This is a genomic window from Methylophilus sp. DMC18, from assembly GCF_056314005.1.
The window spans coordinates 401,862-425,769 of the sequence record NZ_JBQUZE010000002.1; the positions used below are offsets into that span (position 1 = coordinate 401,862).

General features: G+C 49.8%; 24 protein-coding genes. 11 read left to right on the forward strand and 13 right to left on the reverse strand.

Going from position 1 to position 23,908, the window contains the following annotated elements; genetic code table 11:
* Genes ACT53G_RS05835 through ACT53G_RS05860 form a run of 6 tightly spaced genes read right to left on the reverse strand, consistent with a single transcriptional unit; the run spans position 1 to position 5,503 of the window.
* Complete coding sequence (locus ACT53G_RS05835) at positions 1–1,032, reverse strand: vWA domain-containing protein (protein WP_194747845.1); 1,032 nt, start codon at positions 1,030–1,032, stop codon at positions 1–3.
* Between the two features lie 51 nt (positions 1,033–1,083).
* Positions 1,084–1,623, reverse strand: coding sequence for a hypothetical protein (locus ACT53G_RS05840; RefSeq protein WP_476154425.1), 540 nt, complete (start codon positions 1,621–1,623; stop codon positions 1,084–1,086).
* Positions 1,608–2,594 carry a vWA domain-containing protein gene (locus ACT53G_RS05845; protein WP_194747841.1) on the reverse strand — a complete coding sequence of 329 codons (987 nt, stop codon included), beginning with the start codon at positions 2,592–2,594 and terminating at the stop codon, positions 1,608–1,610. Before ACT53G_RS05845 ends, ACT53G_RS05840 begins: the two co-directional genes overlap by 16 nt.
* Positions 2,594–3,574: a hypothetical protein gene (locus ACT53G_RS05850; protein WP_313987923.1), complete on the reverse strand. Its 981-nt coding sequence runs from the start codon at positions 3,572–3,574 to the stop codon at positions 2,594–2,596. Before ACT53G_RS05850 ends, ACT53G_RS05845 begins: the two co-directional genes overlap by 1 nt.
* Positions 3,575–3,586: 12 nt before the next feature.
* Positions 3,587–4,444, reverse strand: a complete 858-nt coding sequence (locus ACT53G_RS05855) for a DUF58 domain-containing protein (protein ID WP_194747837.1) — start codon at positions 4,442–4,444, stop codon at positions 3,587–3,589.
* A 42-nt stretch (positions 4,445–4,486) separates the two neighbouring features.
* Complete coding sequence (locus ACT53G_RS05860) at positions 4,487–5,503, reverse strand: AAA family ATPase (RefSeq protein WP_476154431.1); 1,017 nt, start codon at positions 5,501–5,503, stop codon at positions 4,487–4,489.
* Positions 5,504–5,771: 268 nt separating this feature from the next.
* Here ACT53G_RS05860 and fabA point away from each other — a divergent pair, with 268 nt between their 5' ends.
* Together fabA and fabB are read left to right on the forward strand one after the other, a co-directional pair.
* Positions 5,772–6,287, forward strand: a complete 516-nt coding sequence (fabA, locus tag ACT53G_RS05865) for a 3-hydroxyacyl-[acyl-carrier-protein] dehydratase FabA (protein ID WP_194747833.1) — start codon at positions 5,772–5,774, stop codon at positions 6,285–6,287.
* A 53-nt stretch (positions 6,288–6,340) separates the two neighbouring features.
* A complete protein-coding gene (gene fabB / locus ACT53G_RS05870) occupies positions 6,341–7,567 on the forward strand; it encodes a beta-ketoacyl-ACP synthase I (protein ID WP_476168933.1) in 1,227 nt (408 codons plus the stop codon).
* A 97-nt stretch (positions 7,568–7,664) separates the two neighbouring features.
* On the opposite strand, the gene ACT53G_RS05875 is transcribed toward fabB, so the two are convergent.
* Positions 7,665–8,162: a type II secretion system protein gene (locus tag ACT53G_RS05875; RefSeq protein WP_194747830.1), complete on the reverse strand. Its 498-nt coding sequence runs from the start codon at positions 8,160–8,162 to the stop codon at positions 7,665–7,667.
* A 79-nt stretch (positions 8,163–8,241) separates the two neighbouring features.
* On the opposite strand from ACT53G_RS05875, the gene ACT53G_RS05880 reads away from it, so the two are divergent.
* Entirely contained in the window at positions 8,242–8,787 is a 546-nt protein-coding gene (locus ACT53G_RS05880; RefSeq protein ID WP_476168934.1) for a DUF1439 domain-containing protein, read from the forward strand.
* A gap of 4 nt (positions 8,788–8,791) precedes the next feature.
* On the opposite strand, the gene ACT53G_RS05885 is transcribed toward ACT53G_RS05880, so the two are convergent.
* Positions 8,792–9,184 (reverse strand): Mth938-like domain-containing protein, encoded by a 393-nt coding sequence (locus ACT53G_RS05885; protein WP_476168935.1) that lies wholly within the window; start codon positions 9,182–9,184, stop codon positions 8,792–8,794.
* 160 nt (positions 9,185–9,344) lie between these two features.
* Here ACT53G_RS05885 and ACT53G_RS05890 point away from each other — a divergent pair, with 160 nt between their 5' ends.
* The 5 genes from ACT53G_RS05890 (at position 9,345) to ACT53G_RS05910 (ending at position 14,920) form a co-directional block, all read left to right on the forward strand.
* Positions 9,345–10,571 (forward strand): pyridoxal phosphate-dependent aminotransferase, encoded by a 1,227-nt coding sequence (locus ACT53G_RS05890; protein ID WP_194747826.1) that lies wholly within the window; start codon positions 9,345–9,347, stop codon positions 10,569–10,571.
* Between the two features lie 42 nt (positions 10,572–10,613).
* A complete protein-coding gene (locus ACT53G_RS05895; protein ID WP_476168936.1) occupies positions 10,614–11,927 on the forward strand; it encodes a homoserine dehydrogenase in 1,314 nt (437 codons plus the stop codon).
* A gap of 44 nt (positions 11,928–11,971) precedes the next feature.
* On the forward strand, positions 11,972–13,405 hold the full coding sequence (thrC, locus tag ACT53G_RS05900; RefSeq protein WP_476168937.1) for a threonine synthase: 1,434 nt from the start codon (positions 11,972–11,974) through the stop codon (positions 13,403–13,405).
* An 18-nt stretch (positions 13,406–13,423) separates the two neighbouring features.
* The gene (locus ACT53G_RS05905; protein WP_476168938.1) at positions 13,424–14,218 is read left to right on the forward strand and encodes a thymidylate synthase; all 795 of its coding nucleotides are present in this window, start codon (positions 13,424–13,426) and stop codon (positions 14,216–14,218) included.
* 174 nt (positions 14,219–14,392) lie between these two features.
* Positions 14,393–14,920: a PepSY domain-containing protein gene (locus ACT53G_RS05910; RefSeq protein ID WP_275355502.1), complete on the forward strand. Its 528-nt coding sequence runs from the start codon at positions 14,393–14,395 to the stop codon at positions 14,918–14,920.
* Positions 14,921–15,289: 369 nt separating this feature from the next.
* On the opposite strand, the gene ACT53G_RS05915 is transcribed toward ACT53G_RS05910, so the two are convergent.
* Entirely contained in the window at positions 15,290–16,396 is a 1,107-nt protein-coding gene (locus ACT53G_RS05915; RefSeq protein ID WP_338654398.1) for a GntR family transcriptional regulator, read from the reverse strand.
* A gap of 347 nt (positions 16,397–16,743) precedes the next feature.
* Between ACT53G_RS05915 and ACT53G_RS05920 the strand changes: the two genes are divergently transcribed.
* Entirely contained in the window at positions 16,744–18,612 is a 1,869-nt protein-coding gene (locus ACT53G_RS05920; RefSeq protein WP_338654395.1) for a PQQ-dependent dehydrogenase, methanol/ethanol family, read from the forward strand.
* 112 nt (positions 18,613–18,724) lie between these two features.
* Here the strand turns inward: ACT53G_RS05920 and rsgA are convergent, their stop codons facing one another.
* Genes rsgA through ACT53G_RS05935 form a run of 3 tightly spaced genes read right to left on the reverse strand, consistent with a single transcriptional unit; the run spans position 18,725 to position 21,145 of the window.
* A complete protein-coding gene (gene rsgA / locus ACT53G_RS05925) occupies positions 18,725–19,600 on the reverse strand; it encodes a ribosome small subunit-dependent GTPase A (protein WP_476168939.1) in 876 nt (291 codons plus the stop codon).
* A 1-nt stretch (position 19,601) separates the two neighbouring features.
* Positions 19,602–19,901: a c-type cytochrome gene (locus ACT53G_RS05930; protein WP_194747813.1), complete on the reverse strand. Its 300-nt coding sequence runs from the start codon at positions 19,899–19,901 to the stop codon at positions 19,602–19,604.
* Complete coding sequence (locus tag ACT53G_RS05935) at positions 19,898–21,145, reverse strand: M48 family metallopeptidase (RefSeq protein ID WP_275355496.1); 1,248 nt, start codon at positions 21,143–21,145, stop codon at positions 19,898–19,900. Before ACT53G_RS05935 ends, ACT53G_RS05930 begins: the two co-directional genes overlap by 4 nt.
* A gap of 99 nt (positions 21,146–21,244) precedes the next feature.
* On the opposite strand from ACT53G_RS05935, the gene orn reads away from it, so the two are divergent.
* Positions 21,245–21,829, forward strand: a complete 585-nt coding sequence (orn, locus tag ACT53G_RS05940) for an oligoribonuclease (protein ID WP_275355495.1) — start codon at positions 21,245–21,247, stop codon at positions 21,827–21,829.
* Positions 21,830–21,968: 139 nt separating this feature from the next.
* Here orn and glgA read toward each other — a convergent pair whose 3' ends face one another.
* Positions 21,969–23,426 carry a glycogen synthase GlgA gene (glgA, locus tag ACT53G_RS05945; protein WP_379075931.1) on the reverse strand — a complete coding sequence of 486 codons (1,458 nt, stop codon included), beginning with the start codon at positions 23,424–23,426 and terminating at the stop codon, positions 21,969–21,971.
* Between the two features lie 89 nt (positions 23,427–23,515).
* Between glgA and crcB the strand changes: the two genes are divergently transcribed.
* Positions 23,516–23,896 carry a fluoride efflux transporter CrcB gene (gene crcB, locus ACT53G_RS05950; protein WP_379075934.1) on the forward strand — a complete coding sequence of 127 codons (381 nt, stop codon included), beginning with the start codon at positions 23,516–23,518 and terminating at the stop codon, positions 23,894–23,896.
* Positions 23,897–23,908: the final 12 nt, after the last annotated feature.

Here is a 23,908-nt window from a genome sequence, read left to right on the forward strand (position 1 = left end):
TTATTGAAAATGGTTGTCGTGGGCGACGGCCTCGCTTTTTACAAAAAATCTGGATTGAATCTCACGACGGTAAAGATGCAGATTCTGCTTGATTTGCCGCCAAGGGTGATGGCTCGCATAGGTCGCGAGTATACATAAGCCTGCTAGGCTGGCCAGTAGCCAATCCAATGGTAAGGGAGCAATATCGCGGCGGGCCGGTTTTTGCTCCTTCATGGCTTTGAGGACGGTATAGGTGCTGTCACCTTTGATGAATTTTGCGCCAATTTCTTTGGTCAGGTTTTCCAGATATTCGCTGGCCAGTTTGGAGACATAGCGGTCATGGTCACCAAATGCGACGTTATCGTCGCGCACGCCCAAAGTGCTTTCGGAGATCTGTGCGATACCAGGCTGCATGGCAAAACTTTCATTAGACCAGTAGCCAATGACCTGATTATCCTGGCTCAGCTTGGGAATCGCCACGCCTTCATCGGTACCGATGCCAACAAACAGCCAGTCATCACCGCCTTGAAATTCATCAAGGTTTTTGGTGTTGAAGGCGTGCAGTTTAGGGGCTTCTTCGCCATCGGTAAAATACAGCACTTGCGCCGGCTCAGGCATGGCACGCACCACTTTCGCGGTCACAAACAGGCTTTCACGCACCCGGCTGTTACCTGACCACGCCATACGCCAGTCCAGATGGGCAATGGTGTCCTGGATTGCGGCAAAATTACGGCATACCTCAATCGGTGCATACATGGCGGCGACCGAGTTACCTGCAAACATGCCGATGCTGACTTTGGTGCCACATGGCAATGAAGCCACCACTTCATGCATCATGTTTTGCATATAGGCCATGCGCGTGACTTTTTTGCCATGCAGCATCATGTCCTCTGCATTCATGCTTTGCGAAATATCTGCAACCAGAAAATAGGCATAGATATTATGTTTAAACGGGATGCTGGGTCGTAAAATTGCTCCCAGCAGAAAGAGCAGTGCCAAGGCGAGCAGCGCCGTGTCGCGATGTTTGATAAAGTGTCTTAGCCAGATTTTCATGCCATGCCAGTCAATATGTTCAGATCCAGAGCCAGAGAAAATCGCCGCCTGTTATGGCAATCCGTTGGGAATGTTGCCCATGATCAACCCGGGATTGTCAGATTCGCCTACACCTGGCGTGGGTTTTTCTGGCAGCAAGCCAAGAACGCGGTCATAGTTGCGGCGTGTGCCCCAGTTGCTGTTATCTGCTTTGAGCGCTGATTTATAAGAGGTGGCCGCTTGCGACAACAGGTATTCAATCTCATCACGTGTGCTGTTGTCATTGCCGCCCGTCATTTGGATTGCACGCATGAAAAACATATTACCCACATTGTGCAGAATGGCCGCGCGCTGACTGGCATTGGCTTGTTCGATGAGCTTGGTAAACAAAAGTGTGGACTCCTTGTAACGCTCATTTTTGCCTAACCAGTAGGCGACTGCATACTTGGCTTCGAAACTTTGCTGGTCCGTTTGTGGACTTTTAGCTGTCGCCACGGCTTGATTAAAGGCTTCGACTTGCTTGATGCGTTGCCAGCTATAAGTAATGGTACCTGCGGCCACGGTAGCGACCACGACCAGTCCAATCACAAGTTTATTTACGCTGAGCGCCATGTATGAATCTCCAAATATTTAACCGCCAGCAAGAGTGCAATCATGACGAAAGCCACCCAGTAACACACATTGGTGTAATCATGGCCGGGGATTTTTTCCAGATATTGAATCGGTTTTTTTTCTTTGCTGTTGATATCGGCAATCGCCGCTTCCAGTGACTTGGGATCTGCGGCTTCATAGGCGCTAAACGGGGTACGCAGCGTCTGGAAGAACTGATACAGCAACACTTCGGTTGGCATGGGGCCGTCGTAGCCACTGGCCGTATATTTGGGATCGAAGATGGTAATGCCACCTGGCTGGCGCAATACAATCCAGTACAAGCCGATGTTATAGCGTTGCAGCCAGTCACGCAGCTTCTGTTGCACCATGTCACTGACGCGTCCTGCACCATCAGAAATCAGGATAATCACGCGAGAGCCGGAGTCCGGCATATCCTTGAACAATTCAACCGCACTGGTCAAACCGCCGCCAATATTGGTTTGAAACAGCGAGTTGCCGGCAGTCGCCTGAATGGCAGACAAAATCGCTTCTTTATTTTCAGTCAGGGGTAACACATACATGGCTGAGTTACTAAAGGTAATCAGACCCATCATGTCGTTTTGGCGGCTTTGCACAAATTTGGTCATGATACGTGCGGCTGCGACCGATTTGGTTTCACCAACATTGCCATCTTTGTCTCCGGCAAACGGGTCGTCCATACTCGCGCTGCGGTCCAGCACCAGGCCGATCTGCGCACCTATGCCGGTACGCTCCACCTGTTGCTCCAGACTATGTGGGCCGGCCAGACCCAAAATAATGAAGACGATGCTAATGACGGCCAAGACCTTGAGTAAAAAACCGATGGTTTTGGACAGCGGGTCCGGTGGCAACAGGCTCACCCAGGAGTAATGTTTACTATGGGAACGATCTAGCAATAATGGTAATAGCGCCAAGGGGAGTGCCCACAACAGCCACGGATGGGTAAAAGCCATTATGCATGTACCTCTGGCTTCAAGCCGCGTTCGCAGTCGCGCATGTGCCTACAGAATTTTTTCAGCCATTCACGTGGTGGGATGCCCAGCTCCAGCGGGGTGCTGGCGTCAAAAAATACTTGGCGAGACAAGGCAAAAAAACGTTCAATTTCTGGCCTGGCAGGGGTAAAACCAGGTTTTTGCTGCAAGAAATGCTCGATACCATTACCAAATACGCTGTGCCCCGCCACCTGATGCAAGGCTTCATGTACGGTGGAAATGGCCTGTTGCAGACCTTGCGCGTCGTCCGGCAGTTTGCCAAGCTTGCGGTAGGCCTTGGCAAAAGCACCACCCATGCGCGGTAACCAGGTATTGGCCGCCAAAATATAGACTAAGCCCAGCAAACAGACGGCCAGCACACCAGTCGCCACCTTTAGCGCCAGCCATTCTTTGTCGGCATGCAGTTTCAAGGGGGCGACAAACGGGCTCATTTCATTCTTCAGGTTGACTTCGCCATACACGGACAGTGGTGAGGTCCTGAAGTTAAACGAGGGCATGCGGAATTGCTTGATGTCCTGACTGCCTTGCTGGCGTAGCTTGACGATTTCGCCTCTGAGGATGGCGGGCTTGACCACGCGACCAGATTTGAAGACCTGATATTCTAGGTGTATCGTATACACGGTCTGCTGTCGCTCATGGGCTTCCTCCATGTCAATCGCCGTCAATTCAATGCCAGAAACCTGGCCGCGGTAACGGTGCTCATAACCGACAATCGGCAGCGACTCCTTGATCAATTCGTAAGGTTGCTTGACGGTCAGGATCATGGTCCGTTGCAGCTTGTCACCGACGAAAAAGCCGGCATCGCGGGTCGGGTTGATTTCCTGGACACTGACAAATTTATTGTCAACGGATGGCAAAATTACATCGGCAACACTGTTGAGTGAGGCAGACAACAGGCTGGCCGCTAACACTAAAGATAAAAGATGGTGGCGCGCTTTCATGGGTCGCTTTCCTCAGGCAGGCACGTATTGATGGAAGTATTCGGTCAGTAAATCGGCATCGAATTGGTCTTCCACAAAAAAAGGCTGCATATCAAATCTCATAAAAATATCTTCAATGGCCTGGCGACGGGCCGCGAACGCTTCCAGGATGCGTTGACGGTAGGAGGCGCGTAAAAACAGCGTGCGCCGCTCGCCGGTTTCAGGGTCATTGATACTGGTGATGCCAAATTCCGGCAACTGCTTGTATTCAGTGCTATTCCATAACACCACTGGCACAATATGATGACGCAGCATGAGCACCAGCGCGGCTTCCAGTTGTTCCAGCGGCATATGGAAATCGGACACCATGAAAATCAGGGATCGCTCGCGTGGTAACAACCTGACGCTTTCCAGCAGGGCGGCGGCACCGACCTCATTGGGTAAATGGTTTTCAAGGCGGTCAGCCAGGTCAAACATGCTGTGTGGCCGTGAAGACAACGTAGACAGCCACGCGTCATGCAAATCATCATCAAAGCCGATAAAGCCAACAGGATCCGTATTGCGGCAAGCCGATTGGGCGACCGAGCGGGTGATTTCAGCCGCAGTCACCAGTTTGGTATGCGGTGTGCCGTATTGCATGGAGCCCGACATATCACACAGGACAAACACAGGCGTGGCGCTTTTCTGGTTAAAAATACGCACATAAACCTGCTCCATGGGGTCACGTATGGTTTGGCGGATGTCAATCCGGCGCGGGTCAGGATAGGACAGCAGCGTGGTATGACCGCGAAACTCCATCCCCATGCCACGCTGATTGCTCTTGTGGCGGCCTGGGCGACGTGCGCGCGAGCGCCAGCCGATGTGGTAGCTGAATTCCTTAATTGTCTGCATCACTTTTCAGTACTCGTTATTTGTGAATTCGTACATCATCCATTAAGGGGCAGCAATCGCGTGAACGATACCAGACAGCAATTCTCGGGCGATTTCAGTCCGGCGCATTTCGTAGACCGGGCTAAAGACCAGGCGGTGGGCAATGGTTTCATGGAACACGGCATGGATATCTTCCGGTATCACTGCAGCGCGGTTATTGAGCCAGGCATTGACGCGGGCGGCACGCAGCAGCATACCCATCCCGCGCGGGCTTGCGCCACTCAGTACCAGGCGCTTCATGTCTACGTTGGAGACCTTGACGCCATAGGCAACCGGATCTTTGGTGGCCAGCCACAGGTCAAGTGCATATTTGCGCAGGGCAGGGCTGGCCTGAATGTTTTCCTGGATTACCTTGGCAAAACTGTTTAGCTGGTCAAACTGGAGGATGTCGGCTGGCACATTTGAAATCAGTTGGTCTACATCATGAAAGCGCGTATCAAAAATCAGGGATTCCATAATGTCGTGTGCAGGCGGCACCACGATTGGAATTTCCATCATGAAACGGTCGCGCGCTGCTGAAGGAATATCAAAGGTTTCTTCACGCTCTACCTGGTTGCGGTCAGCAAACACCAGCATGTGCGGGAAGTGATGTTCTTTGTTAAACGCGGTCAGTGTCCGTTCCGCCATCACGCGCAACATGAGGGAGTGCACTTGTGGCCGCGCGCGGTTGATCTCGTTAAAGAAGAAGATCGACAAGTCCTGGCCTGACATCAGCAGCGGACCGGGGCTGACATGAGGTTTGCCATCTTCGCCCAAATAAGTGTGATACACCAAATCATTCGGCATCAGGTCGATGGTGCCTTCAATTCGCTGGTAGCCACCGCCAATGCCACGGGTGAATGCGCGCAGCAAGGTGGTTTTGCCAACGCCCACATCACCTTCCAGCAGCACATGGCCACGCGCAAACACGGCCGTGGTAATCAGACGTACCGGGGTTTCCTGACCGACGACCACTTTGTTGACTTCTGACTCGAGTGTGAGCGCATGGGTACGCCAATCGTTGAGTTGTTGTTCTTGCATGCCTGAGTTCCTGATGATTTGAATGTATTAAGTGATTCTGATTGTAACTAAATTGTAACTTTAACGGGGTGAAAAATTCACGAATCCTTTTTTAAACCCCGTCAGACAGCCGGTTTTTAATATGTAAAATTCAGTAACAATTTTGGGAATGTTACCTGTGTTTTGAAGAAAAGTATACAGGTCTGTATAGTCTTTGCGTGACAAAAAGCTTTCACTAAACGCAATTTCCGGCGAAAATATTGTTTTATACTAAAAATCTAAAAAATACATGACTAGAAAAAGTAGTTTCAGTAAAGAGGAGTTGCTGTCTTGCGGTCGCGGCGAAATGTTTGGTGAAGGCAACGCGCAATTGCCACTGCCTCCTATGCTGATGTTTGACCGGATCGTAAAGATTTCTGATGAAGGTGGAAAATATGGCCAGGGCGAAATTATTGCCGAGCTGGATATCCGTCCTGATCTGTGGTTTTTTGAATGCCACTTTACCGGAGACCCTGTGATGCCAGGCTGTTTGGGTCTGGATGCGATGTGGCAGCTGGTAGGCTTTTTTCTGGGTTGGAAAGGTGGGCCTGGACGTGGCCGTGCGCTGGGGTCAGGCGAGGTGAAGTTTACCGGTCAAGTCCTGCCCAAGGCCAAGTTGGTGCGTTATCACATTGATTTAAAACGCGTGATCATGCGCAAACTGGTGATGGGGATTGCGGATGCACGGATGGAGGTGGATGGTCGTGAGATTTATTCTGCCAGCGATTTGCGTGTTGGGCTGTTTACCACCACAGACAATTTTTAGTACGGATCATTTTTAGTATTCGTGACCGTTTTTTGAAGTTTAAGGGAGGCGCAATGCGTCGCGTAGTGATTACAGGATTTGGTATCGTATCAAGTCTCGGTAATAACAAACAAGAAGTGCTGGAGAGCCTGAAAGCCGGGCGCTCTGGCATAAGCTATCAGCCGGAGTATGCCGAGCGCGGTTTGCGCTCGCACGTGGCGGGTTCGATTAAAAATTTGGATATCGAAGCCCTGATTGACCGTAAGTTGTTGCGTTTTATGGCCAAAGGCCATGCTTATGCCTGGTTGGCCATGCAGGAAGCGATTGCTGATGCGCAACTGCCAGCTGAACTGGTGTCTAATGTGCGGACCGGCCTTATTGTCGGTGCCGGGGGGACCTCCACCGAGAGTATGCTGGAAGGCACCAATACACTGGCTGAAAAAGGGATTCGTCGTGTGGGACCTTACATGGTCACCAAAACCATGAGCAGTGGCATTGCTGCCTGCTTGGCGACCGGGGCGAAAATCAAGGGCGTTAATTACGGCATCAGTTCTGCCTGTTCAACCAGTGCCCACTGTATCGGCGCCGGTGTAGAGCAAATTCAATTGGGTAAACAGGATATCGTGTTTGCTGGCGGCGGCGAAGAAGAGCACTGGACCATGAGTTATCTGTTTGATGCCATGGGTGCCTTGTCGAGCAAGTATAACGAGACGCCTGAAAAAGCTTCCCGTACTTACGATGTGGATAGGGATGGCTTTGTCATCTCCGGTGGAGGCGGCATTGTCGTGCTTGAAGAGTACGAACATGCCAAAGCCCGCGGTGCGCAGATTTATGCTGAAGTGATAGGCTACGGGGCAACCTCTGATGGCTATGACATGGTGGCTCCCAGCGGCGAGGGGGCGGTGCGGTGTATGCAGCAAGCCCTGCAAGGGATTAGTCCGGAAGACATTGATTACATCAATACGCATGGGACTAGCACCCCGGTTGGTGATACCAAAGAGCTTGAAGCCATTCGCGCTGTTTTTGGCACGCAAAGCCGGGCAGCGATTGCTTCGACCAAATCACTGTCTGGTCATGCGCTTGGGGCCGCCGGTGTCAATGAAGCCATTTATACATTGCTGATGATGCAGCACGGATTTATTGCGGCCTCTGCCAATATTGATCATCTGGACCCGGCGGCTGAGGGCTTGAATATTGTGCGTCAGGCCATTCCATCTGCCAAGGTGCAAACCGCACTTTCTAACAGCTTTGGTTTTGGTGGCACCAACGCCACATTGACCTTGTCAACCAAACATCTTTAAGCTTGGGTTTAGCTGTAAATATCATAGCGTAAATAGCATAGCCGTGTGTGATTTCAACACACGGCTTTTTTATTTTTGGTGCCTGCTTGACCTGATATTAGCAACCGCTGCTGTCTGTCTGGATCGTCAGGGGCTGAGTGCTGTTTGCACCAGAGGTCAGGATATATTCCAGCTTGCAGTGTGCGCTGTTTCTGGCCCCTTGCAAATAATAGGTGGCATGCTCACGATCTGACAGGGATGGCTGGATAGCAAATTTCCCAGTGTCTAGTAACTGGTTGAGGGTGCCTGCACCATCACTATTGCCCAGCCAGCCGACAGGATAGCTTTGGCTGAAGTAAATAACATTGCCCTCTATCGTGGTTGACGGTGCCACTTGCTGGCTGTCACATTGCGGATCGGACATGCATACGCCTTTGGCCATGATGGCAGTCGCTTGTACGTTAGCTTTGAAGGCTGACAAGCTGGCTTGTCTGGCCTGTGAGTCGACCTGAGAAATACGTGCATAGGCAGTCACAGCCAGCGCTGATAGAATCAGCATGACCACAATCATTTCTACCAATGTAAATCCAGGCTGGAGGCGATGTTTAATTTCCATAGCGCACGATCTTATCTTATCCTCTGTGAAGTGTTTTCGATTTTTGTTGAATGTTACAAGTGTTAAATAGGGCTTACAAATGCGTCAATTAATCGGGCTTTGCCTCAGTGTTTTGCTAGCGTTACTCCTCTCGCACTGTGTGAGTCTGGGCGAACACACCTTGCATATTAATACGGCACAATTACAGCAAAAGTTGAATCGAAAACTGGAAAAACCGATCACACTCATGCGTGTATTTCATCTTCAGCTTTCTAATGCACTCGTTTCGGTCGAGCCTGGCTCTGGCCGCATACATGCCTTGATGGATGCGAATGTTCGTAGCGATTTGCTGGCCAACTCTGCGACCGGTAAACTCGGTCTCTCTGGTTTGTTGAGGTTTGATCAGGCGCAACAGACGGTGGTGTTGGATCAGCCTGAGGTGGATTCATTACAGCTGGATGGTGCTGGCAGTGAGTGGAGCAACCTCGCCCAGCAGTTGGCTAAAGACATAGGTCGGCAATGGTTTAAGCAGGTCGTCCTATATGAAGTGAAGCCGGAAGATTTGAGTTATGCCGGTAGAAAGTATCACCCCGACCAGTTTAAAGTCACCCCGGATGGGCTAAGCGTGACGCTCAAGCCGCAGTAAGCGGCTAAGTTGCGTCCGAGAGGTGTTTTTCAAGTAGCAGGGCAGCCACGACTTTTCTGTTTTCTGCGCTTAAAATGTTGAAGGTACGGCAAGCGGCTGCAGTGGTCATGCATTCCACAGCGATCAGTTCAGATAAAAAGGGCTGCAGATGTTTGGGGTGAATAAACCGCTGTTTGTCTCCCGTCCCCAATAACACGACTTCTGGTTTGAACTCCAGAATGACTGATAAAGCTTGAGCGTCCAGCTTTTCCCAAGGACCATGAAACCAGTCAGTGCGCAGTGCCTGATCGCTGACAATGACTGGTTGTGGATAGCGCTGCTGATTGATGGTCACCGCATCGCTATCGACGCCATGAATCTGGTATTGCTGTTCACCGGTATGCAGATGTAGTTTCATAAGTTTGAAGCTCGATTGTGAGGTGGCTGAATGTGCAAGGACTATCCAATCCAGACCCGATGCCACGTACTAGGTTCATTGATGTAGCAAGGGTTTGCAGGTAGAATGAAAGTTTTACTTTAAGAGCTTAACACACGCCAGATGTGTTTGTTAATCCGCTATGCAGCCAGTCAATAAATCCAGCAAACTCAGTAATGTCTGTTACGACATCCGTGGCCCTGTATTACAGCGCGCACGCCAGATGGAGGAAGACGGGCAGCGCATTATCAAGCTGAATATCGGTAACCCGATGCCATTCGGTTTCAATGCGCCAGAAGAAATCGTTCAGGACGTGATTCATAATATGGATCAGGCCTCTGGCTATACGGATTCCAAAGGCTTGTTTGCCGCGCGCAAAGCCATCATGCATTACACCCAGCAAAAAAATGTTACTGGCGTGACCATAGACGACATCATTATTGGTAACGGCGTGTCCGAGCTGATTGTCATGGCAATGCAAGGCTTGCTCAATAATGGTGACCAGATTCTGGTGCCCATGCCCGACTATCCACTGTGGACGGCAGCCGTTAATCTGGCGGGTGGCACGGCAAGGCATTATGTGTGTGATGAACAGTCTGGCTGGTTGCCCGACCTTGAGGATATTGAGAACAAAATCAATGCCAATACCAAAGGCATTGTGATTATCAACCCTAATAACCCCACCGGCGCCTTGTATCCTAAAGAGACGCTGGAAGGCATTATTGAGATCGCCCGCCATCACGGCCTGGTCATTTTTGCCGACGAAATTTACGACAAGGTCTTGTACGACGGCAATACACATACTTCTATTGCCTCTCTGGCCGATGACGTATTGTTTGTGACCTTCAATGGCTTGTCCAAGAACTACCGGGCTTGTGGCTATCGTTCCGGCTGGATGATTATCTCTGGCGATAAAAAAGACGCCAAGGACTACATCGAAGGCCTGAATATGCTGGCCTCTATGCGCTTATGTGCCAATGTGCCCGGCCAACTGGCGATCCAGACTGCGTTGGGAGGATACCAAAGTATCAACGATCTGGTGGCCCCTGGTGGTCGTCTGTGCAAACAGCGCGATCTGGCCTATGACATGTTGACCGCGATGCCAGGGGTGACCTGTGTCAAACCTCAGGCCGCCATGTATTTGTTCCCCAAGCTGGATGCCAACATGTATCCGATTGCAGATGACCAGCAATTTATTCTCGACTTGCTGCTCGAAGAAAAAGTGCTGCTGGTACAGGGGACCGGTTTTAACTGGAAGTCGCCAGACCACTTCCGTGTAGTCTTCCTACCTAATGTGGATGACCTGACCGAGGCCATGACACGTATCGGGCGTTACCTCGATGGGTATCGAAAGAAACATTCAAAATAAAAGGTGTGCCAGTGGGCATGCCATCAATGGTGAGTATTAAGTATGAAAGAATTAAAAGTTGGATTGTTAGGCATAGGCACAGTAGGCGGTGGTACTTATACCGTGCTCACCCGTAACCAGGCGGAAATCGCGCGCCGGATTGGGGGCAATATCCGTATTGTGCAAGTGGCTGACCGCAACCTGGAGCTCGCCAAACAGGTTACTAATGGGCAGGTTGCCCTGACTGACGACGCCTTTGCCGTGGTCAATAACCCGGAGATCGATGTGGTTGTCGAGTTGATCGGCGGCTACACCATTGCCAAGGAGCTGGTGCTGCAAGCCATTGCCAATGGCAAGCACGTGGTCACGGCCAACAAAGCCTTGCTGGCCGTGCATGGTAACGAAATTTTCAAAGCTGCGTCTGATAAAGGCGTGATCGTAGCGTTTGAGGCGGCGGTCGCAGGTGGTATCCCCATCATCAAGGCTTTACGTGAAGGCTTAAGTGCCAACAAAATCGAATGGGTGGCTGGCATTATTAATGGCACCACCAACTTTATCCTCAGCGAAATGCGTGACAAAGGCCTCGCCTTCGCAGATGTGCTCAAAGAAGCGCAGCGTCTGGGATATGCCGAGGCTGATCCGACGTTTGACGTCGAAGGCATTGATGCCGCACACAAGCTGACCATCATGGCCAGTATTGCGTTTGGCATGCCCATGCAGTTTGAACAAGCTTATACTGAGGGCATCACTCAACTCAGCATTCAAGATATTAGCTATGCGGCAGAGTTAGGTTACCGCGTTAAATTGCTGGGCATCAGCAAGAAAACCAGTGAGGGCGTCGAGTTGCGTGTGCATCCCACCTTGATCCCGGAAAAACGCCTGATTGCCAATGTCGATGGCGCCATGAATGCCGTTGTGGTGAAAGGCGATGCCGTTGGGCCTACCTTATACTACGGCGCCGGTGCGGGCGCTGAGCCTACCGCGAGTGCCGTGGTGGCTGATTTAGTCGATATCGCGCGCTTGCAGGGCACGCAGGCGGAACAACGCGTGGCCTATTTGGGCTACCAGTTAGATCAGCAGCAAGCTTTGCCCGTGTTGCCGATTGCAGAAGTGCATTCTGATTATTACTTGCGTTTGCGTGCATCGGATAAACCCGGTGTCATGGCCGATCTCACCAAGATTCTGGCTGATCTGCAAATTTCGATTGATGCCATGCTGCAGAAAGAGCCCGCAGATGGGGAGTCAGAAGCAGATATCGTTATTCTGACCCATACCACCCAGGAAAAAATCATGGATACCGCGATCGCCCGTATCGAGGCCTTGCCCGCCTTGACTGGTAAAGTGACAAAAATCCGTGTCGAATCCTTGTCGCGCTAAGTCAGTCTAATGTTGACCCGGCCAAATTCAGTGAGTGTCATACAATGAAATATATCAGTACCCGCGGGCAATCGCCTGCTTTGAGTTTTAGTGAGATTTTGCTGGGTGGCCTGGCGCCAGACGGCGGCTTGTATCTGCCTGAGCAGTATCCGCAATTCAGCGATGCTGACCTCAATGCCATGCGTGGCATGAGTTACCGTGAGCTGGCGTTTGCGGTTTTGTCACGCTTGGTTGATGACAGTGATATTCCACACGCAGATCTCAAAGCCATTATTGATAAAACCTACCGGGCTGAAGTCTATCAATATGCGCGTGCTGGCCAAAATGCCGAGGACATTACACCTACACTCAAGCTCGAGGATAATCTCTACCTGTTGAGTCTCTCAAATGGGCCAACGCTGGCGTTTAAAGACATGGCGATGCAGCTACTGGGCAACCTGTTTGAATACGTGCTGGAAAAAACTGGCCAGACCACCAATATTTTGGGCGCAACGTCCGGTGATACAGGCTCAGCGGCCGAATATGCCATGCGTGGCAAAAAAGGCGTACGTGTCTTCATGCTATCGCCTTACCAGAAAATGAGCCGCTTCCAGACGGCGCAGATGTTCAGCCTGCAAGATAAAAACATCTTCAATATTGCGGTTAAAGGGGTATTTGATGATGCACAGGATATGGTCAAAGCCGTCTCAAATGATCATGCATTCAAGGCGCAATACAAAATCGGCGCAGTCAACTCCATTAACTGGGGGCGCATTGCAGCCCAAATTGTGTATTACTTCAAAGGCTATTTGGCTGTGACCACAAACAACAGCCAGAAGGTCAGCTTCACCGTGCCAAGTGGAAACTTTGGTAATGTCTGTGCAGGGCATATTGCGCGCATGATGGGCTTGCCCATTGATCAATTGATCGTTGCTACCAACGAAAATGATGTGCTGGACGAATTTTTCAATACCGGCGTTTATGCGCCGCGTGGTTCAGCCAATACTTATCATACCTCCAGCCCGTCCATGGATATCAGCAAAGCCTCCAACTTTGAGCGCTTTGTCTATGACTTGGTGGGGCAAGACAGCGCAAGGGTACGCGAGCTGTGGACCGCTGTGGATCATGGGGGCAAGTTTGACCTGAATGCAGATGGTTATTTTGAGAAAGTGGCTGACTTTGGGTTTGTTTCAGGCCATAGTAACCATGCCAACCGGATGCAAGTCATACGCACTACCAAAGAAAAATATGGCGTGACTATTGATACGCATACTGCCGATGGCTTGAAAGTCGCTCTGGAACACCGTAAGCCAAATGTGCCCATGCTAGTATTGGAAACGGCACTGCCGGCCAAGTTTGAAGACGCCATCGTGGAAGCTCTAGGAGAAAAACCAGAGCGGCCAGCCAGCCTGCAAGGCCTGGAAGACTTGCCGCAAACCTCGACTGTCATGGACGTCAGTGTCGATGCGATTAAAGCATTTATCGTCGCCAATACCTAAATTAGCGGGAGCCTGTCTATGCAACAGTATCATGATTTACTGAACCACGTACTTGCGCATGGTCATGTCAAAACTGACCGCACCGGTACAGGCACGATCTCGGTGTTTGGCTATCAGATGCGCTTTAACCTGGCAGAAGGTTTTCCATTATTAACGACCAAAAAGGTACACCTGAAGTCGATTATTCATGAGCTCCTCTGGTTTTTGCGAGGCAGTACCAATATTGCCTACCTCAAGGAACACGGCGTTACCATTTGGGATGAGTGGGCAGACGAACAAGGCAATCTTGGGCCTGTGTATGGTTATCAATGGCGCAATTGGCCCAAGCCGGATGGCAGTCATATTGACCAGATTTCGCAGGTTATAGAGCAGATCAAAAAGACCCCTGACTCTCGTCGTTTAATTGTGTCAGCCTGGAATGTGGCCGATGTTGAGCGGATGAAGTTGCCACCATGCCATGCTTTTTTCCAGTTTTATGTGGCAGATGGCAAACTGTCCTGCCAGCTCTATCAGCGAAGTGCGGATATTTTTCTCGGCGTGCCGTTTAACATTGCCTCATATGCTCTGTTGACCATGATGGTCGCGCAGGTGTGTGATTTGCAGCTGGGGGATTTTGTGCATACGCTGGGCGATGCCCACATCTATAGCAACCATATGGAGCAAGTCAAAGAGCAGCTTGTACGCACACCACGTGCCTTGCCTAACATGCGGATTAACCCGGCAGTTAGCGATATTTTTGCCTTTAAGTTTGAAGATTTCACACTGGAAAACTACGATCCTTATCCTGCTATCAAGGCGCCAGTTGCGGTCTAAAGAGGCTGGTGAAGGGCGTGAAATGGTTGATTTAAACCATTTTGTTAATAAGGTGTAATATTTGCAAAACCCCTGTTTGTTTTTGATATCCTTTGCATCGTTGTGAATGTGTCAAGATGCGTCCCTAGCGCAGTCTTGCACGATGAGTTCATGACTTAATCTTAGGAGATCATTATGCAAATCAAAGCGTCATTCATCATTGCCGCTGTATGCGGTGTATTGTCAGCGCCAGCATTCGCTGACCATGAAACTATCAAACCAAAAGCCTACGACAGCCTGGGTAAGTGCGTAAAAGCGGCCTTGTCTGTGCATGATGGCAAAATTGTAAAAGTCGAAGCCAAATCAGAGCGCAAGCAATTGGTATACGAGTTTGATGTGCAGTCCAAAGACGGCTCTGCTTGGGATATCGAGTGTAGCGCCAAAACAGGTAAAGTCACAGAAGTAGAGCAAGAAGTGACCGCGGATGACGAGAAATTCAAAGCCTTGGCTAAAGTTTCAGAAGCCGATGCCAAAGCCACAGCTCTGGCGGCGCATGCTGGTAAAGTGGTTGAAGTGGAGTATGAGCTTGAACCAGATGGCAAAGCCTCTTACGAATTTGATATCCTCGAAGCAGACAACGAAGAAGTCAAAGTTGAAGTTGATGCGACAACCGGTAAGATTGTGGAAACCAGCTACGAAGTTTACCAAATCGGTCAAGAGTAATTGGGTTGTGTCTGTCTCTCCGTGAGGCAGATCCAGTCTAAAAGTCAGAATAAAAAAGGCAGCGCAATTGCGTTGCCTTTTTTATTCTGACTGAGATCAATATGCAAGTTTGGGAGTGTCTACCCCGATACCGGCGGATATGCAGTCTGCTGGTATCGGTCCTAGTGATAGCTCACTCCCGGCTTGAACTTAGCATTTCTCATGCCAACTCTATAAATTCAATTTAACTCAATGTTTTAAAAATCTATTTTTAAAGTAAATAGGATTTTTTCCTGAAAATTTGGTGGTTATTAATAGCCGATTTTCGCCTTTGTTTGGTTCCTTTCAACCAATTTGGTGCGTGCCTGATTGCTAAGTGAGTGTATTTGTTTAAGCCATGGTGCGATGTATTGTGGTCACCAGTTTTTTATACTCACCGCGTTTAATCAGGTCACTTTGCGCCAGCATATTCAAGAGCAACGGAGATTGTGAATGGGCGTCCATTTCATTCAAGAACTTGTCTGTGAATCCCAGATTGCTCGCCACATAGCAAATGTTGAACATCTCGCAAAAGGTACCATAGAGGCTGCCGAGTAGCAGGCTGCGTGCGTACTTTGCTGCTAGTGGCGGTTGATGCTCAAGGCCCAGGGGGAGGCGGCTACGCTGGTCATCAATGAGCAGCAGGCCATAATCGGACAATTTTTGTGCAATCAGGGTGTGTTCGGCTTCCAGGTGGTCTGGTGACACAATCTTGCTGCTATCACACCACACTGCGGATACCGGAAAATTGATGCAGTATTTTTCAACCTGATCAATAAACTGCTGAGTCTGGTTACATGCCATTTCAGGCAGTTTCATGACTGGAATACCGTGCTTTTTCAACGCGCGCTCCAACCCGGTCCCGACTTCGGCATCAATTAATACATAACCATGGGCTGCATCCAGATTGCAGAGGATCGCCTGTTGCAGGCCATGCCGCGCGCCACAGGCAATATGTTCCGGCGGCACCAGATAGCGCCGTTCATGTGCTAGCAAATTTGCCAGCAAATGCTTGAGATGATGCAAGCCCGTGACATCGTAATCTGCTTGCCGCAATTTGTGCAGATGCAATGCTGCCCGGCGCAGATGATGAATACTACTTTTTTGGATCAGGCTTTCTATGTTGCTGGTTTCGGTGAGTGGTGCGGGAGATGGCTGGCTCTGGCCCGCCATCACTTTGTCTGCTGAGCTGGCACGCTTGGTGGTCTCGGCCACAAAAGTGCCGCGCTTGGGTTGAGTGTAGATCAGTCCTTGTGCAGAAAGCTCTTCGTACACGCGTGAAACCGTTTTTCGGTTGATCCCAAGGCGTTGCGCAATATCGCGTGAGCTGGGCAAGGGACTACCGCCTAACCAGTCACCTGCTTCTATCATAGACCTGAAGTGATCTATGAGTTGCTGATGTATGGAGGAAGGGGAGTCTTTATCTAATACCAGTGAGTAATACCAGGGTCTCAGCACGTCTGCGTTTGCCTTATGTTCAAGAAAAGGGTGCCTGCACATCACATTGGGCACGCTTACCTGAAGGGCACACTAGGACATGGCCTTCCGTTACCAGATGATACAAAAAAAAAGCAATTCAATAAAGTTTTCGGAAAAATTCCCGCTCTGGCCCATGAATAAAACCTTAAACTGGCTGGCTGTCATGGGCGGTTATTTATATTACAGTTACAAGCGCTTAATAAAGTGACATATATCCGTTACAGGATGTTTCAGCTCTGGAAATCCTAGTGCCAGTGGCAACTTAAGCACCGCGCAATTGATGTTAACAATTGCTACCTTGTGATTATCTCGGAGATATAACTATCATGAAAATCAAAACTGCTTTTGGTATTGCTGCCAGCGTTGCGCTTGCCATGCCAATGCTCGCATTCGCTGCTGCTGATCAAGAAGCTGCGATGAAAGATCCCAACAACTGGGCACATCCACGTGGTCAACATAATAACCAAGGCTACAGCGCTTTGGCACAAATCAACAAGGGCAACGTTAAAAACCTGAAAATGGCGTGGACATTCGCGACTGGTGTAAACCGTGGTCACGAAGGCTCTCCAGTCGTTGTTGGCAACATGATGTATATCGTGACTGCTTTCCCAAACAACGTATACGCACTTGACCTGAACGACAATCAGAAAATCGTTTGGACCTATTTTCCTAAACAAGACCCAAGCGTACAAGCAGTATTGTGCTGTGACAACGTGACGCGTGGTCTGGGTTTTGGTGACGGTAAAATCTTCTTGCAACAAAACGACGGCATGCTGGTTGCTTTGGATGCAAAAACCGGTGCTAAAGTTTGGGACGTTAAAAACACTGATCCAAAAGTCGGTGCAACTAACACCAACGCACCACATGTGATCAAAGACAAAGTACTGACCGGTTGCTCAGGTGCTGAGTTCGGCGTACGTTGCTTTATCGCTGCATACAACCTGAAAGACGGTTCTCTGGCATGGAAAGCCTACTCTACAGGTCCTGATGCTGAAACACTGCACGACGCTAACACTAACAAAGACAATCCGCTTTACAACGCACTGTCTGTTTATCAAGACGTGAATGGTGGTAACAAAGAAGGTGGTTCTTTCAAGCGCTTGTCAGCTGACCAAATCAAAGGTGGCGAAAAAGAGTTGGGTACTCGTACCTGGTTGAAACCACAAGCGATTAAAGACGGCTGGCAACATGGTGGTGGTTCCGTATGGGGCTGGTGGCCATATGATGCACGTACAAACTTGGTTTACTACGGTGCGGGTAACCCATCAGTTTGGAACCCAGATGTACGTCCAGGCGACAACAAATGGTCTATGACTGTGACTGCACGTGATCTGGATACTGGTGTTGCTAAATGGGCAATGCAAATGACACCACACGATGAGTGGGACTACGACGGTGTGAACGAAGTGATCCTGTTTGACAAAGGTGGCAAAACATACGCATGGCACCATGACCGTAACGGTTTTGCTTACACCTGGAACGCACTGACCGGTACTTTAATTGCCGCTGAAAAAGTACACCCATTCGTTAACTGGGCAAATGATGTAGACCTGAAAACAGGTGTGCCAAGCAAAGATGGCCGTTACTCAACACACCAGGACTATAATGCTAAGGGTATCTGCCCAGCAGCTTTGGGAACTAAAGACCAACAGCCAGCAGCCTACTCACCAAAAACCGGTTTGATGTACTCTCCACTGAACCACGTATGTATGACATACGAGCCCGTTGAGTCCAAATACGTTGCTGGTCAACCATGGGTTGGTGCGACACTGACCATGTTTGCTGGTCCAGACGGCGTGATGGGTGGTTTCGGTGCTTATGACCCAATGACCAACAAAAAAGTTTGGTACAACAAAGAGAAGTTCTCTGCTTGGAGTGGTGCTCTGACTACAGCTTCAGACATCGTGTTCTACGGTACATTGGATCGTTGGTTCAAGGCGGTTGATGCGAAAACCGGTAAAGAACTGTGGAAATTCCAAGTCGGTTCCGGTGCAATTGGTAACGCTTTCACTTACGGTAACAAAGGCAAGCAATACGTGGGTATCTTGTCTGGTATCGGTGGTTGGGCTGGTGTTGCGATGAACTTGGGCATGACGACTGACACAGACGCACTGGGTGCTGCTGGTGGTTACAAAGAGTTGACCAAGTACAACGCTGCGCCTGGCGGCGGTGCATTGAACGTATTCGCACTGTAATCAACTCAGCTTATGACCGATCAAGTCATTGGTCGGTTAAAAGACTAAACACCCTGCTTCGGCAGGGTGTTTTTTTGTATCTAACGCTGAGGAGTGTAGAAGATAACGGAGGTTAACCGTAGACTTGCACGCTATTTTCGCTACGGATTTGCTGGAATATTTGTAAGCGTTCGCGGGGAATGCTGCCTGCTTGGACAGCCTTTAGAATCGCGCAGTCTGGTTCGTGCGTATGCGTGCAATTATTGAATTTGCAGTGACCAATAAAAGGCCTGAACTCGACAAATGCATATTCAAGCTCGGTCTCATTGATATGATACAGCCCAAACTCCTGCAGGCCTGGTGAGTCAATAATGGCGCTGTCCTGATCAAGATGGTAGAGATGGGTGGCTGTCGTGGTGTGTTTGCCACTATCCAGTGTGGTACTGATTTCCTGTGTTTTGCTGCGTGCTTCAGGGAGTAGGCTATTGATAATCGTAGATTTTCCCATGCCGGACTGCCCAACTAATACACTGGTGTGACCCGCAAGTAGCGGTTTGAGCGCCTCTACCGATTGCCGTGCATTGAGTTGCAAAGTGAGGTAGCCAAGCGCTGCATATTGCTCCAGCTTTTGTAGGGCTTGTGGATTAGGCAAGTCACATTTGTTGAGGAGAATGACAGCCCGAATGCCAGCGGCTTCTGCAGCGACAAGGCAACGGTTAAGCAGGTCTTCATAAAAGCTGGGCTGCGTTGCCAGCACAATCAATATCTGGGTGACATTGGCTGCCAGCACTTTGCTTTTATAAGCATTGCTGCGATAGAGCAGGGTGGTCCGTTCTGCGGTTTTCTCAATGACGCCTTCATTGTTGGCAGTGAGGGTCACTGTGACGCGGTCACCTGCCGCATTATCGACTTTTTTGCCACGCGTGACACAGCTAAGAATACGCCCATCGGGCAATTCTACGTTATAGCGCTTGCCATAGGCAGCGACAATCAGGCCTGGATGCGACATGCTAGAAATGATAGTAGGTGTGATTCAAGTACTGTACCACTTGCTGCTCTTCATCATCGAACCATTTAAGGTTGAGCATGGTATTACAGTTGGTGACTTGAGCTTTTAATCCATTGAAAGAGCGCACTTTGCGGTAGTCACGTGTATAAATGCCGCTACCATCGCCGCCATAGCTGCTGGCATGACAACTGATGCAATGGGTGTCGACCAGTTTTTTTCCTGCTTGCAGCTGGGCTTCAGTTGCGCTTGCATCATGGCTGGCGAGCAATAAAGACCAACTGATCAGCAGGAGCGCTTTCATGCGTACGTTTGTAACTTGGCAATCCGCAGGCTCGCCGGTGGATGCGAGTCATAGAATGCAGAGTGGAGTGGATCCGGCGTCAACGTAGACGCATTGTCACGATACAGCTTAACCAGTGCATCAATCAGAAACTGTGGTCTGGATTGTTGTGCCGCGTAGTGGTCGGCTTCAAACTCATTGGTTCGGGAGTAGGCCGCCATGACTGGACGCAGAATAAACATGAAGACGGGCGAGACCAGCACGAACAGCAGCAAAGCCATGTGGTTACTCGGTGCCGAAATCCCCAGTCCTGTAAAAAACCATTCCTGTTTGATCAGGTAACCCAATAACGCCAGTCCTAACAGGCTTAATCCAAACATCATGATAATGCGTTTAATGACATGCTGGTGTTTGAAGTGACCAAGCTCATGGGCCAACACCGCTTCAATTTCATCGGCACTGAGCTTTTCCAGCAAGGTGTCAAAGAACACGACACGTTTGTTTTTGCCAAAACCGGTGAAGTAGGCATTGCCATGACCAGAGCGGGTGGATCCATCCATCACAAACAAGCCTTGGCTGGCAAAGCCGCATTTTTGCAACAGGGCCTCAATACGTGCCTTAAGGGATTGATCCTGCATGGGCGTAAATTTGTTAAACAGTGGCGCAATCCAGATGGGATACACTGCCAGCATAAACAGGTTAAATGCACTCCAGATCAGCCACAGGTAGAGCCACCATAAGTCGCCAGCACCTTGCATAAGCCAGAGCGCGACAAACAAGATTGGTCCGCCCAGCATTAAGCCAACAACGGTGTGTTTAACCAGGTCACTAAAAAACATGCTGCGTGACATCTTGTTAAAGCCAAATTTCTCATCGACTTTAAAAGTCTGAATGTAATCAAACGGCAGGGTCGCTGCACCCGAGATCAACATGGCCGAGCAAATGACCAGTGCACCACGAATGATTTCATGGTCAGGCAGCCATTGTTGCCAGGCCTGATCCAGCAGTTGTAAAACGCCGCCTAGCGTGAGTGCCAGCAAAATCAATGACTCCATGACGGTTTCACTCAAGCGCAGTTTTACCTTGGCGGTCGTATAGTCTGCAGCGCGTTGATGCGCCTCCAGGCTGATTGTTTGACTAAAGGCGGCAGGCACTTGTGCACGATGTTGCTGGATATGGCGAATATGGCGCAAGCCGAGCCAGACACGTACTGCCAAGCTGATTACAATCACAGCGACAAAAATTTGAGTAAATAATCCGGACATAACAGTAATGAGGATGAATGATTTCAGTTAGCTATTTTGATGGATTTAACTCCACCTTGTTCACTGAACTGAATATAATGTTTCATTTTAATGGAAATCATGACGAGAGGCACACAATTGGCAACTAATCAGGACAATTTAATCTGGCTGGATATGGAGATGAGCGGTTTACTGCCTGACACGGACCGCATTCTGGAATTAGCTGCCGTCGTCACCGATGCACAATTAAATGTGATTGCAGAGTCCCCTGTGCTGGTCATTCATCAGTCTGACGCGGTACTCGATGGCATGGATGCCTGGAATAAAGGCACGCATGGCCGGAGTGGCTTGATCGATAAGGTCAAGGCATCGACCCTGGATGAAGAAGCAGCAACAGATGCCATGCTGGCATTCTTGAAAGAGCATGTGCCTGCAGGCAAGTCGCCGATGTGTGGCAATTCAATTTGTCAAGACAGGCGCTTTATGGCGCGTTACATGCCACGCCTGGAGTCATTTTTCCATTACCGCAATCTTGATGTAAGCGTGTTTAAAGAGTTATCACGTCGCTGGCGCCCGGATATTTATGCGGGATTTAAAAAAGCCAGCCGTCATGAAGCCCTGGCGGATATTTATGAGTCGATTGATGAGCTTAAGTATTACCGCGAACACTTTTTGAATATGACACCACCTGCGGCCGCTGAATAAGCGACTGAGTCTGAATTCAGGCAAAAAAAAGACGCCTATTCGGCGTCTTGAGGGAGGAGAAGTTAGCTTTGGAGAAGCTTGATTAGTAATAAGCAGCTTCCGTGCCAACTTCTCCTTTTTGTCTCTCTGGCTTTAAAAATCAGGCTTTTGGGCTTGAAAGCACGTTTTGGTACAGTGTTTGATAGTGTTGGGCGCTGGTTTCCCAGCTCACATCCTGTTGCATCGCTTGCCGTTGCAGCTGTTGCCACTGACCAGAATTGGCATAAACCTGCATCGCAGTTTGTAATGTGACCAAAAGTGTCGATGCGTCATTGTCAGCCATGACCCATCCAGTCATCGTGCCGGGAACCCCTTGGGCATTGATTTCGCCGCCATGCACTGAGTCTGCCAGTCCACCAGTATTGGCGACTACGGGAATCGTGCCATATCGCAAGCCATACATCTGGTTCAGCCCGCAGGGCTCAAACCGCGAGGGCATGACGAAAATATCGGTACCGGCCATGATACGGTGCGAGAGTGGCTCGTTATAGCCGATGGTCACGGCCACTTGTCCAGGATAGCGTTGCATTAAACTCAGATACTGCCGTTGCATGCTGGCCTCACCACTGCCAAGCACGGCTAATTGACAGCCGCTGCCAAGCAGTACGTCAGCAATCTCGATCAGCATATCCAGCCCTTTTTGATAGGTGAGGCGACTAACGACCCCCAACAGTGGCGTATCTGCTTGCTGACGCAGTCCTAATTCTGCCTGCAAGGCTTGCTTGATCGCTTGCTTGCCGGATAACGCACTGGCAGTGTAGTGTGCTGGCAAATAAGGGTCTTGTGCGGGATTCCAGATTTCGGTATCGATGCCATTCAAAATCCCGGTTAAATCTGCCGCACGATGCTGCAGCAAGCCTTGAAAACCAAAACCAAACTGATCGGTTTGAATTTCTCGGGCATAGGTTGGGCTGACGGTTGATAAAGCATCGGCGTAAAACAGACCGGATTTCATGAATGAGACCTGGCCATAAAACTCGTAGCCTTCTGCCTGATAGTCCTCAAGGTTGAGGGTTAATCGATAGCGCCAGTCAGCATGAAAGTTGCCTTGGAAGGCCAGGTTGTGGATGCTGAACACGGACTTGGCCTGGCTGCCCATTTGCTTGAGGTAGTAGGGCGTTAATCCAGTTTGCCAGTCATTGCAATGGACGATCTCTGGCTGCCAGGCCTGCAGCATGTTAGGCATCGCCAACATGGCTGCCACTTTTGACAACACCCCAAACCGCAACGGGTTATCTTCCCACTCCCCATGGAGCGGGTGATGGTAAGGGCCGCCATCCCGGTCATAGAGCGCAGGGCAGTCTATGAGCAGCAAGGGGATATTGGTACCTGGTAATAAAGTTTTGTAGAGCTCGCAGCGGATATCATGGAAGGGCTGTAAGCTGCCCAAGTGTTTGGGTGAACTACATTGCGCCAGCATGCCACGATAAGCCGGTAACAGAATTTGAATCTCTGTGTCACTGCTAGCGAGGGCGGTGGGGAGTGCACCACTGACATCTGCCAAACCACCTGTTTTGATTAACGGGAAAACTTCTGAAGTAACGAATAGTAAACGCAAGGCAATCTCTTTAAATCAACGGGCGGTTGAAGCTGAATGTTTTTAAACTTATGATACATTGCCTGTTCACGTTTTAGAAGGATATTCAAATGAAATCATGGCTAGCAGTCGCATTCGGTGCCAGTGTTGGTGCATGGATCAGATGGGGCCTGGCATTGAGCTTGAATCAAGGTGGACTGATCCCGTTCGGCACTTTTCTCGCCAATGCCATTGGGGGCCTGTTAATGGGCATTGCGTTGGGTATCTTGCAGGTGATTCCAACCCTGTCTATGGAGTGGCGCTTGTTGATGACAACCGGTTTTTTGGGCGGGTTAACCACTTTCTCTACCTTTTCGGCAGAAGCTTTCAGCTTGTTACAAAAGCAAAATTACGGTGGAATGTTGCTTTATGTCACCTCGCATGTTGTGGTCTCTATCTTGCTGACAATAGTCGGCTATTGGAGTATCGTGCGTTGGCACTCCAGTTGGTAATGCGGTTGATGC

What these genes read in the sequence shown, in the direction of transcription:
- ACT53G_RS05835 (WP_194747845.1), bottom strand. Translation starts at nt 1,032, where the DNA reads ATGAAAATCTGGCTAAGACACTTTATCAAACATCGCGACACGGCGCTG.
- ACT53G_RS05840 (WP_476154425.1), bottom strand. Translation starts at nt 1,623, where the DNA reads ATGGCGCTCAGCGTAAATAAACTTGTGATTGGACTGGTCGTGGTCGCT.
- ACT53G_RS05845 (WP_194747841.1), bottom strand. Translation starts at nt 2,594, where the DNA reads ATGGCTTTTACCCATCCGTGGCTGTTGTGGGCACTCCCCTTGGCGCTA.
- ACT53G_RS05850 (WP_313987923.1), bottom strand. Translation starts at nt 3,574, where the DNA reads ATGAAAGCGCGCCACCATCTTTTATCTTTAGTGTTAGCGGCCAGCCTG.
- ACT53G_RS05855 (WP_194747837.1), bottom strand. Translation starts at nt 4,444, where the DNA reads ATGCAGACAATTAAGGAATTCAGCTACCACATCGGCTGGCGCTCGCGC.
- ACT53G_RS05860 (WP_476154431.1), bottom strand. Translation starts at nt 5,503, where the DNA reads ATGCAAGAACAACAACTCAACGATTGGCGTACCCATGCGCTCACACTC.
- fabA (WP_194747833.1), top strand. Translation starts at nt 5,772, where the DNA reads ATGACTAGAAAAAGTAGTTTCAGTAAAGAGGAGTTGCTGTCTTGCGGT.
- fabB (WP_476168933.1), top strand. Translation starts at nt 6,341, where the DNA reads ATGCGTCGCGTAGTGATTACAGGATTTGGTATCGTATCAAGTCTCGGT.
- ACT53G_RS05875 (WP_194747830.1), bottom strand. Translation starts at nt 8,162, where the DNA reads ATGGAAATTAAACATCGCCTCCAGCCTGGATTTACATTGGTAGAAATG.
- ACT53G_RS05880 (WP_476168934.1), top strand. Translation starts at nt 8,242, where the DNA reads ATGCGTCAATTAATCGGGCTTTGCCTCAGTGTTTTGCTAGCGTTACTC.
- ACT53G_RS05885 (WP_476168935.1), bottom strand. Translation starts at nt 9,184, where the DNA reads ATGAAACTACATCTGCATACCGGTGAACAGCAATACCAGATTCATGGC.
- ACT53G_RS05890 (WP_194747826.1), top strand. Translation starts at nt 9,345, where the DNA reads ATGCAGCCAGTCAATAAATCCAGCAAACTCAGTAATGTCTGTTACGAC.
- ACT53G_RS05895 (WP_476168936.1), top strand. Translation starts at nt 10,614, where the DNA reads ATGAAAGAATTAAAAGTTGGATTGTTAGGCATAGGCACAGTAGGCGGT.
- thrC (WP_476168937.1), top strand. Translation starts at nt 11,972, where the DNA reads ATGAAATATATCAGTACCCGCGGGCAATCGCCTGCTTTGAGTTTTAGT.
- ACT53G_RS05905 (WP_476168938.1), top strand. Translation starts at nt 13,424, where the DNA reads ATGCAACAGTATCATGATTTACTGAACCACGTACTTGCGCATGGTCAT.
- ACT53G_RS05910 (WP_275355502.1), top strand. Translation starts at nt 14,393, where the DNA reads ATGCAAATCAAAGCGTCATTCATCATTGCCGCTGTATGCGGTGTATTG.
- ACT53G_RS05920 (WP_338654395.1), top strand. Translation starts at nt 16,744, where the DNA reads ATGAAAATCAAAACTGCTTTTGGTATTGCTGCCAGCGTTGCGCTTGCC.
- rsgA (WP_476168939.1), bottom strand. Translation starts at nt 19,600, where the DNA reads ATGTCGCATCCAGGCCTGATTGTCGCTGCCTATGGCAAGCGCTATAAC.
- ACT53G_RS05930 (WP_194747813.1), bottom strand. Translation starts at nt 19,901, where the DNA reads ATGAAAGCGCTCCTGCTGATCAGTTGGTCTTTATTGCTCGCCAGCCAT.
- ACT53G_RS05935 (WP_275355496.1), bottom strand. Translation starts at nt 21,145, where the DNA reads ATGTCCGGATTATTTACTCAAATTTTTGTCGCTGTGATTGTAATCAGC.
- orn (WP_275355495.1), top strand. Translation starts at nt 21,245, where the DNA reads ATGACGAGAGGCACACAATTGGCAACTAATCAGGACAATTTAATCTGG.
- crcB (WP_379075934.1), top strand. Translation starts at nt 23,516, where the DNA reads ATGAAATCATGGCTAGCAGTCGCATTCGGTGCCAGTGTTGGTGCATGG.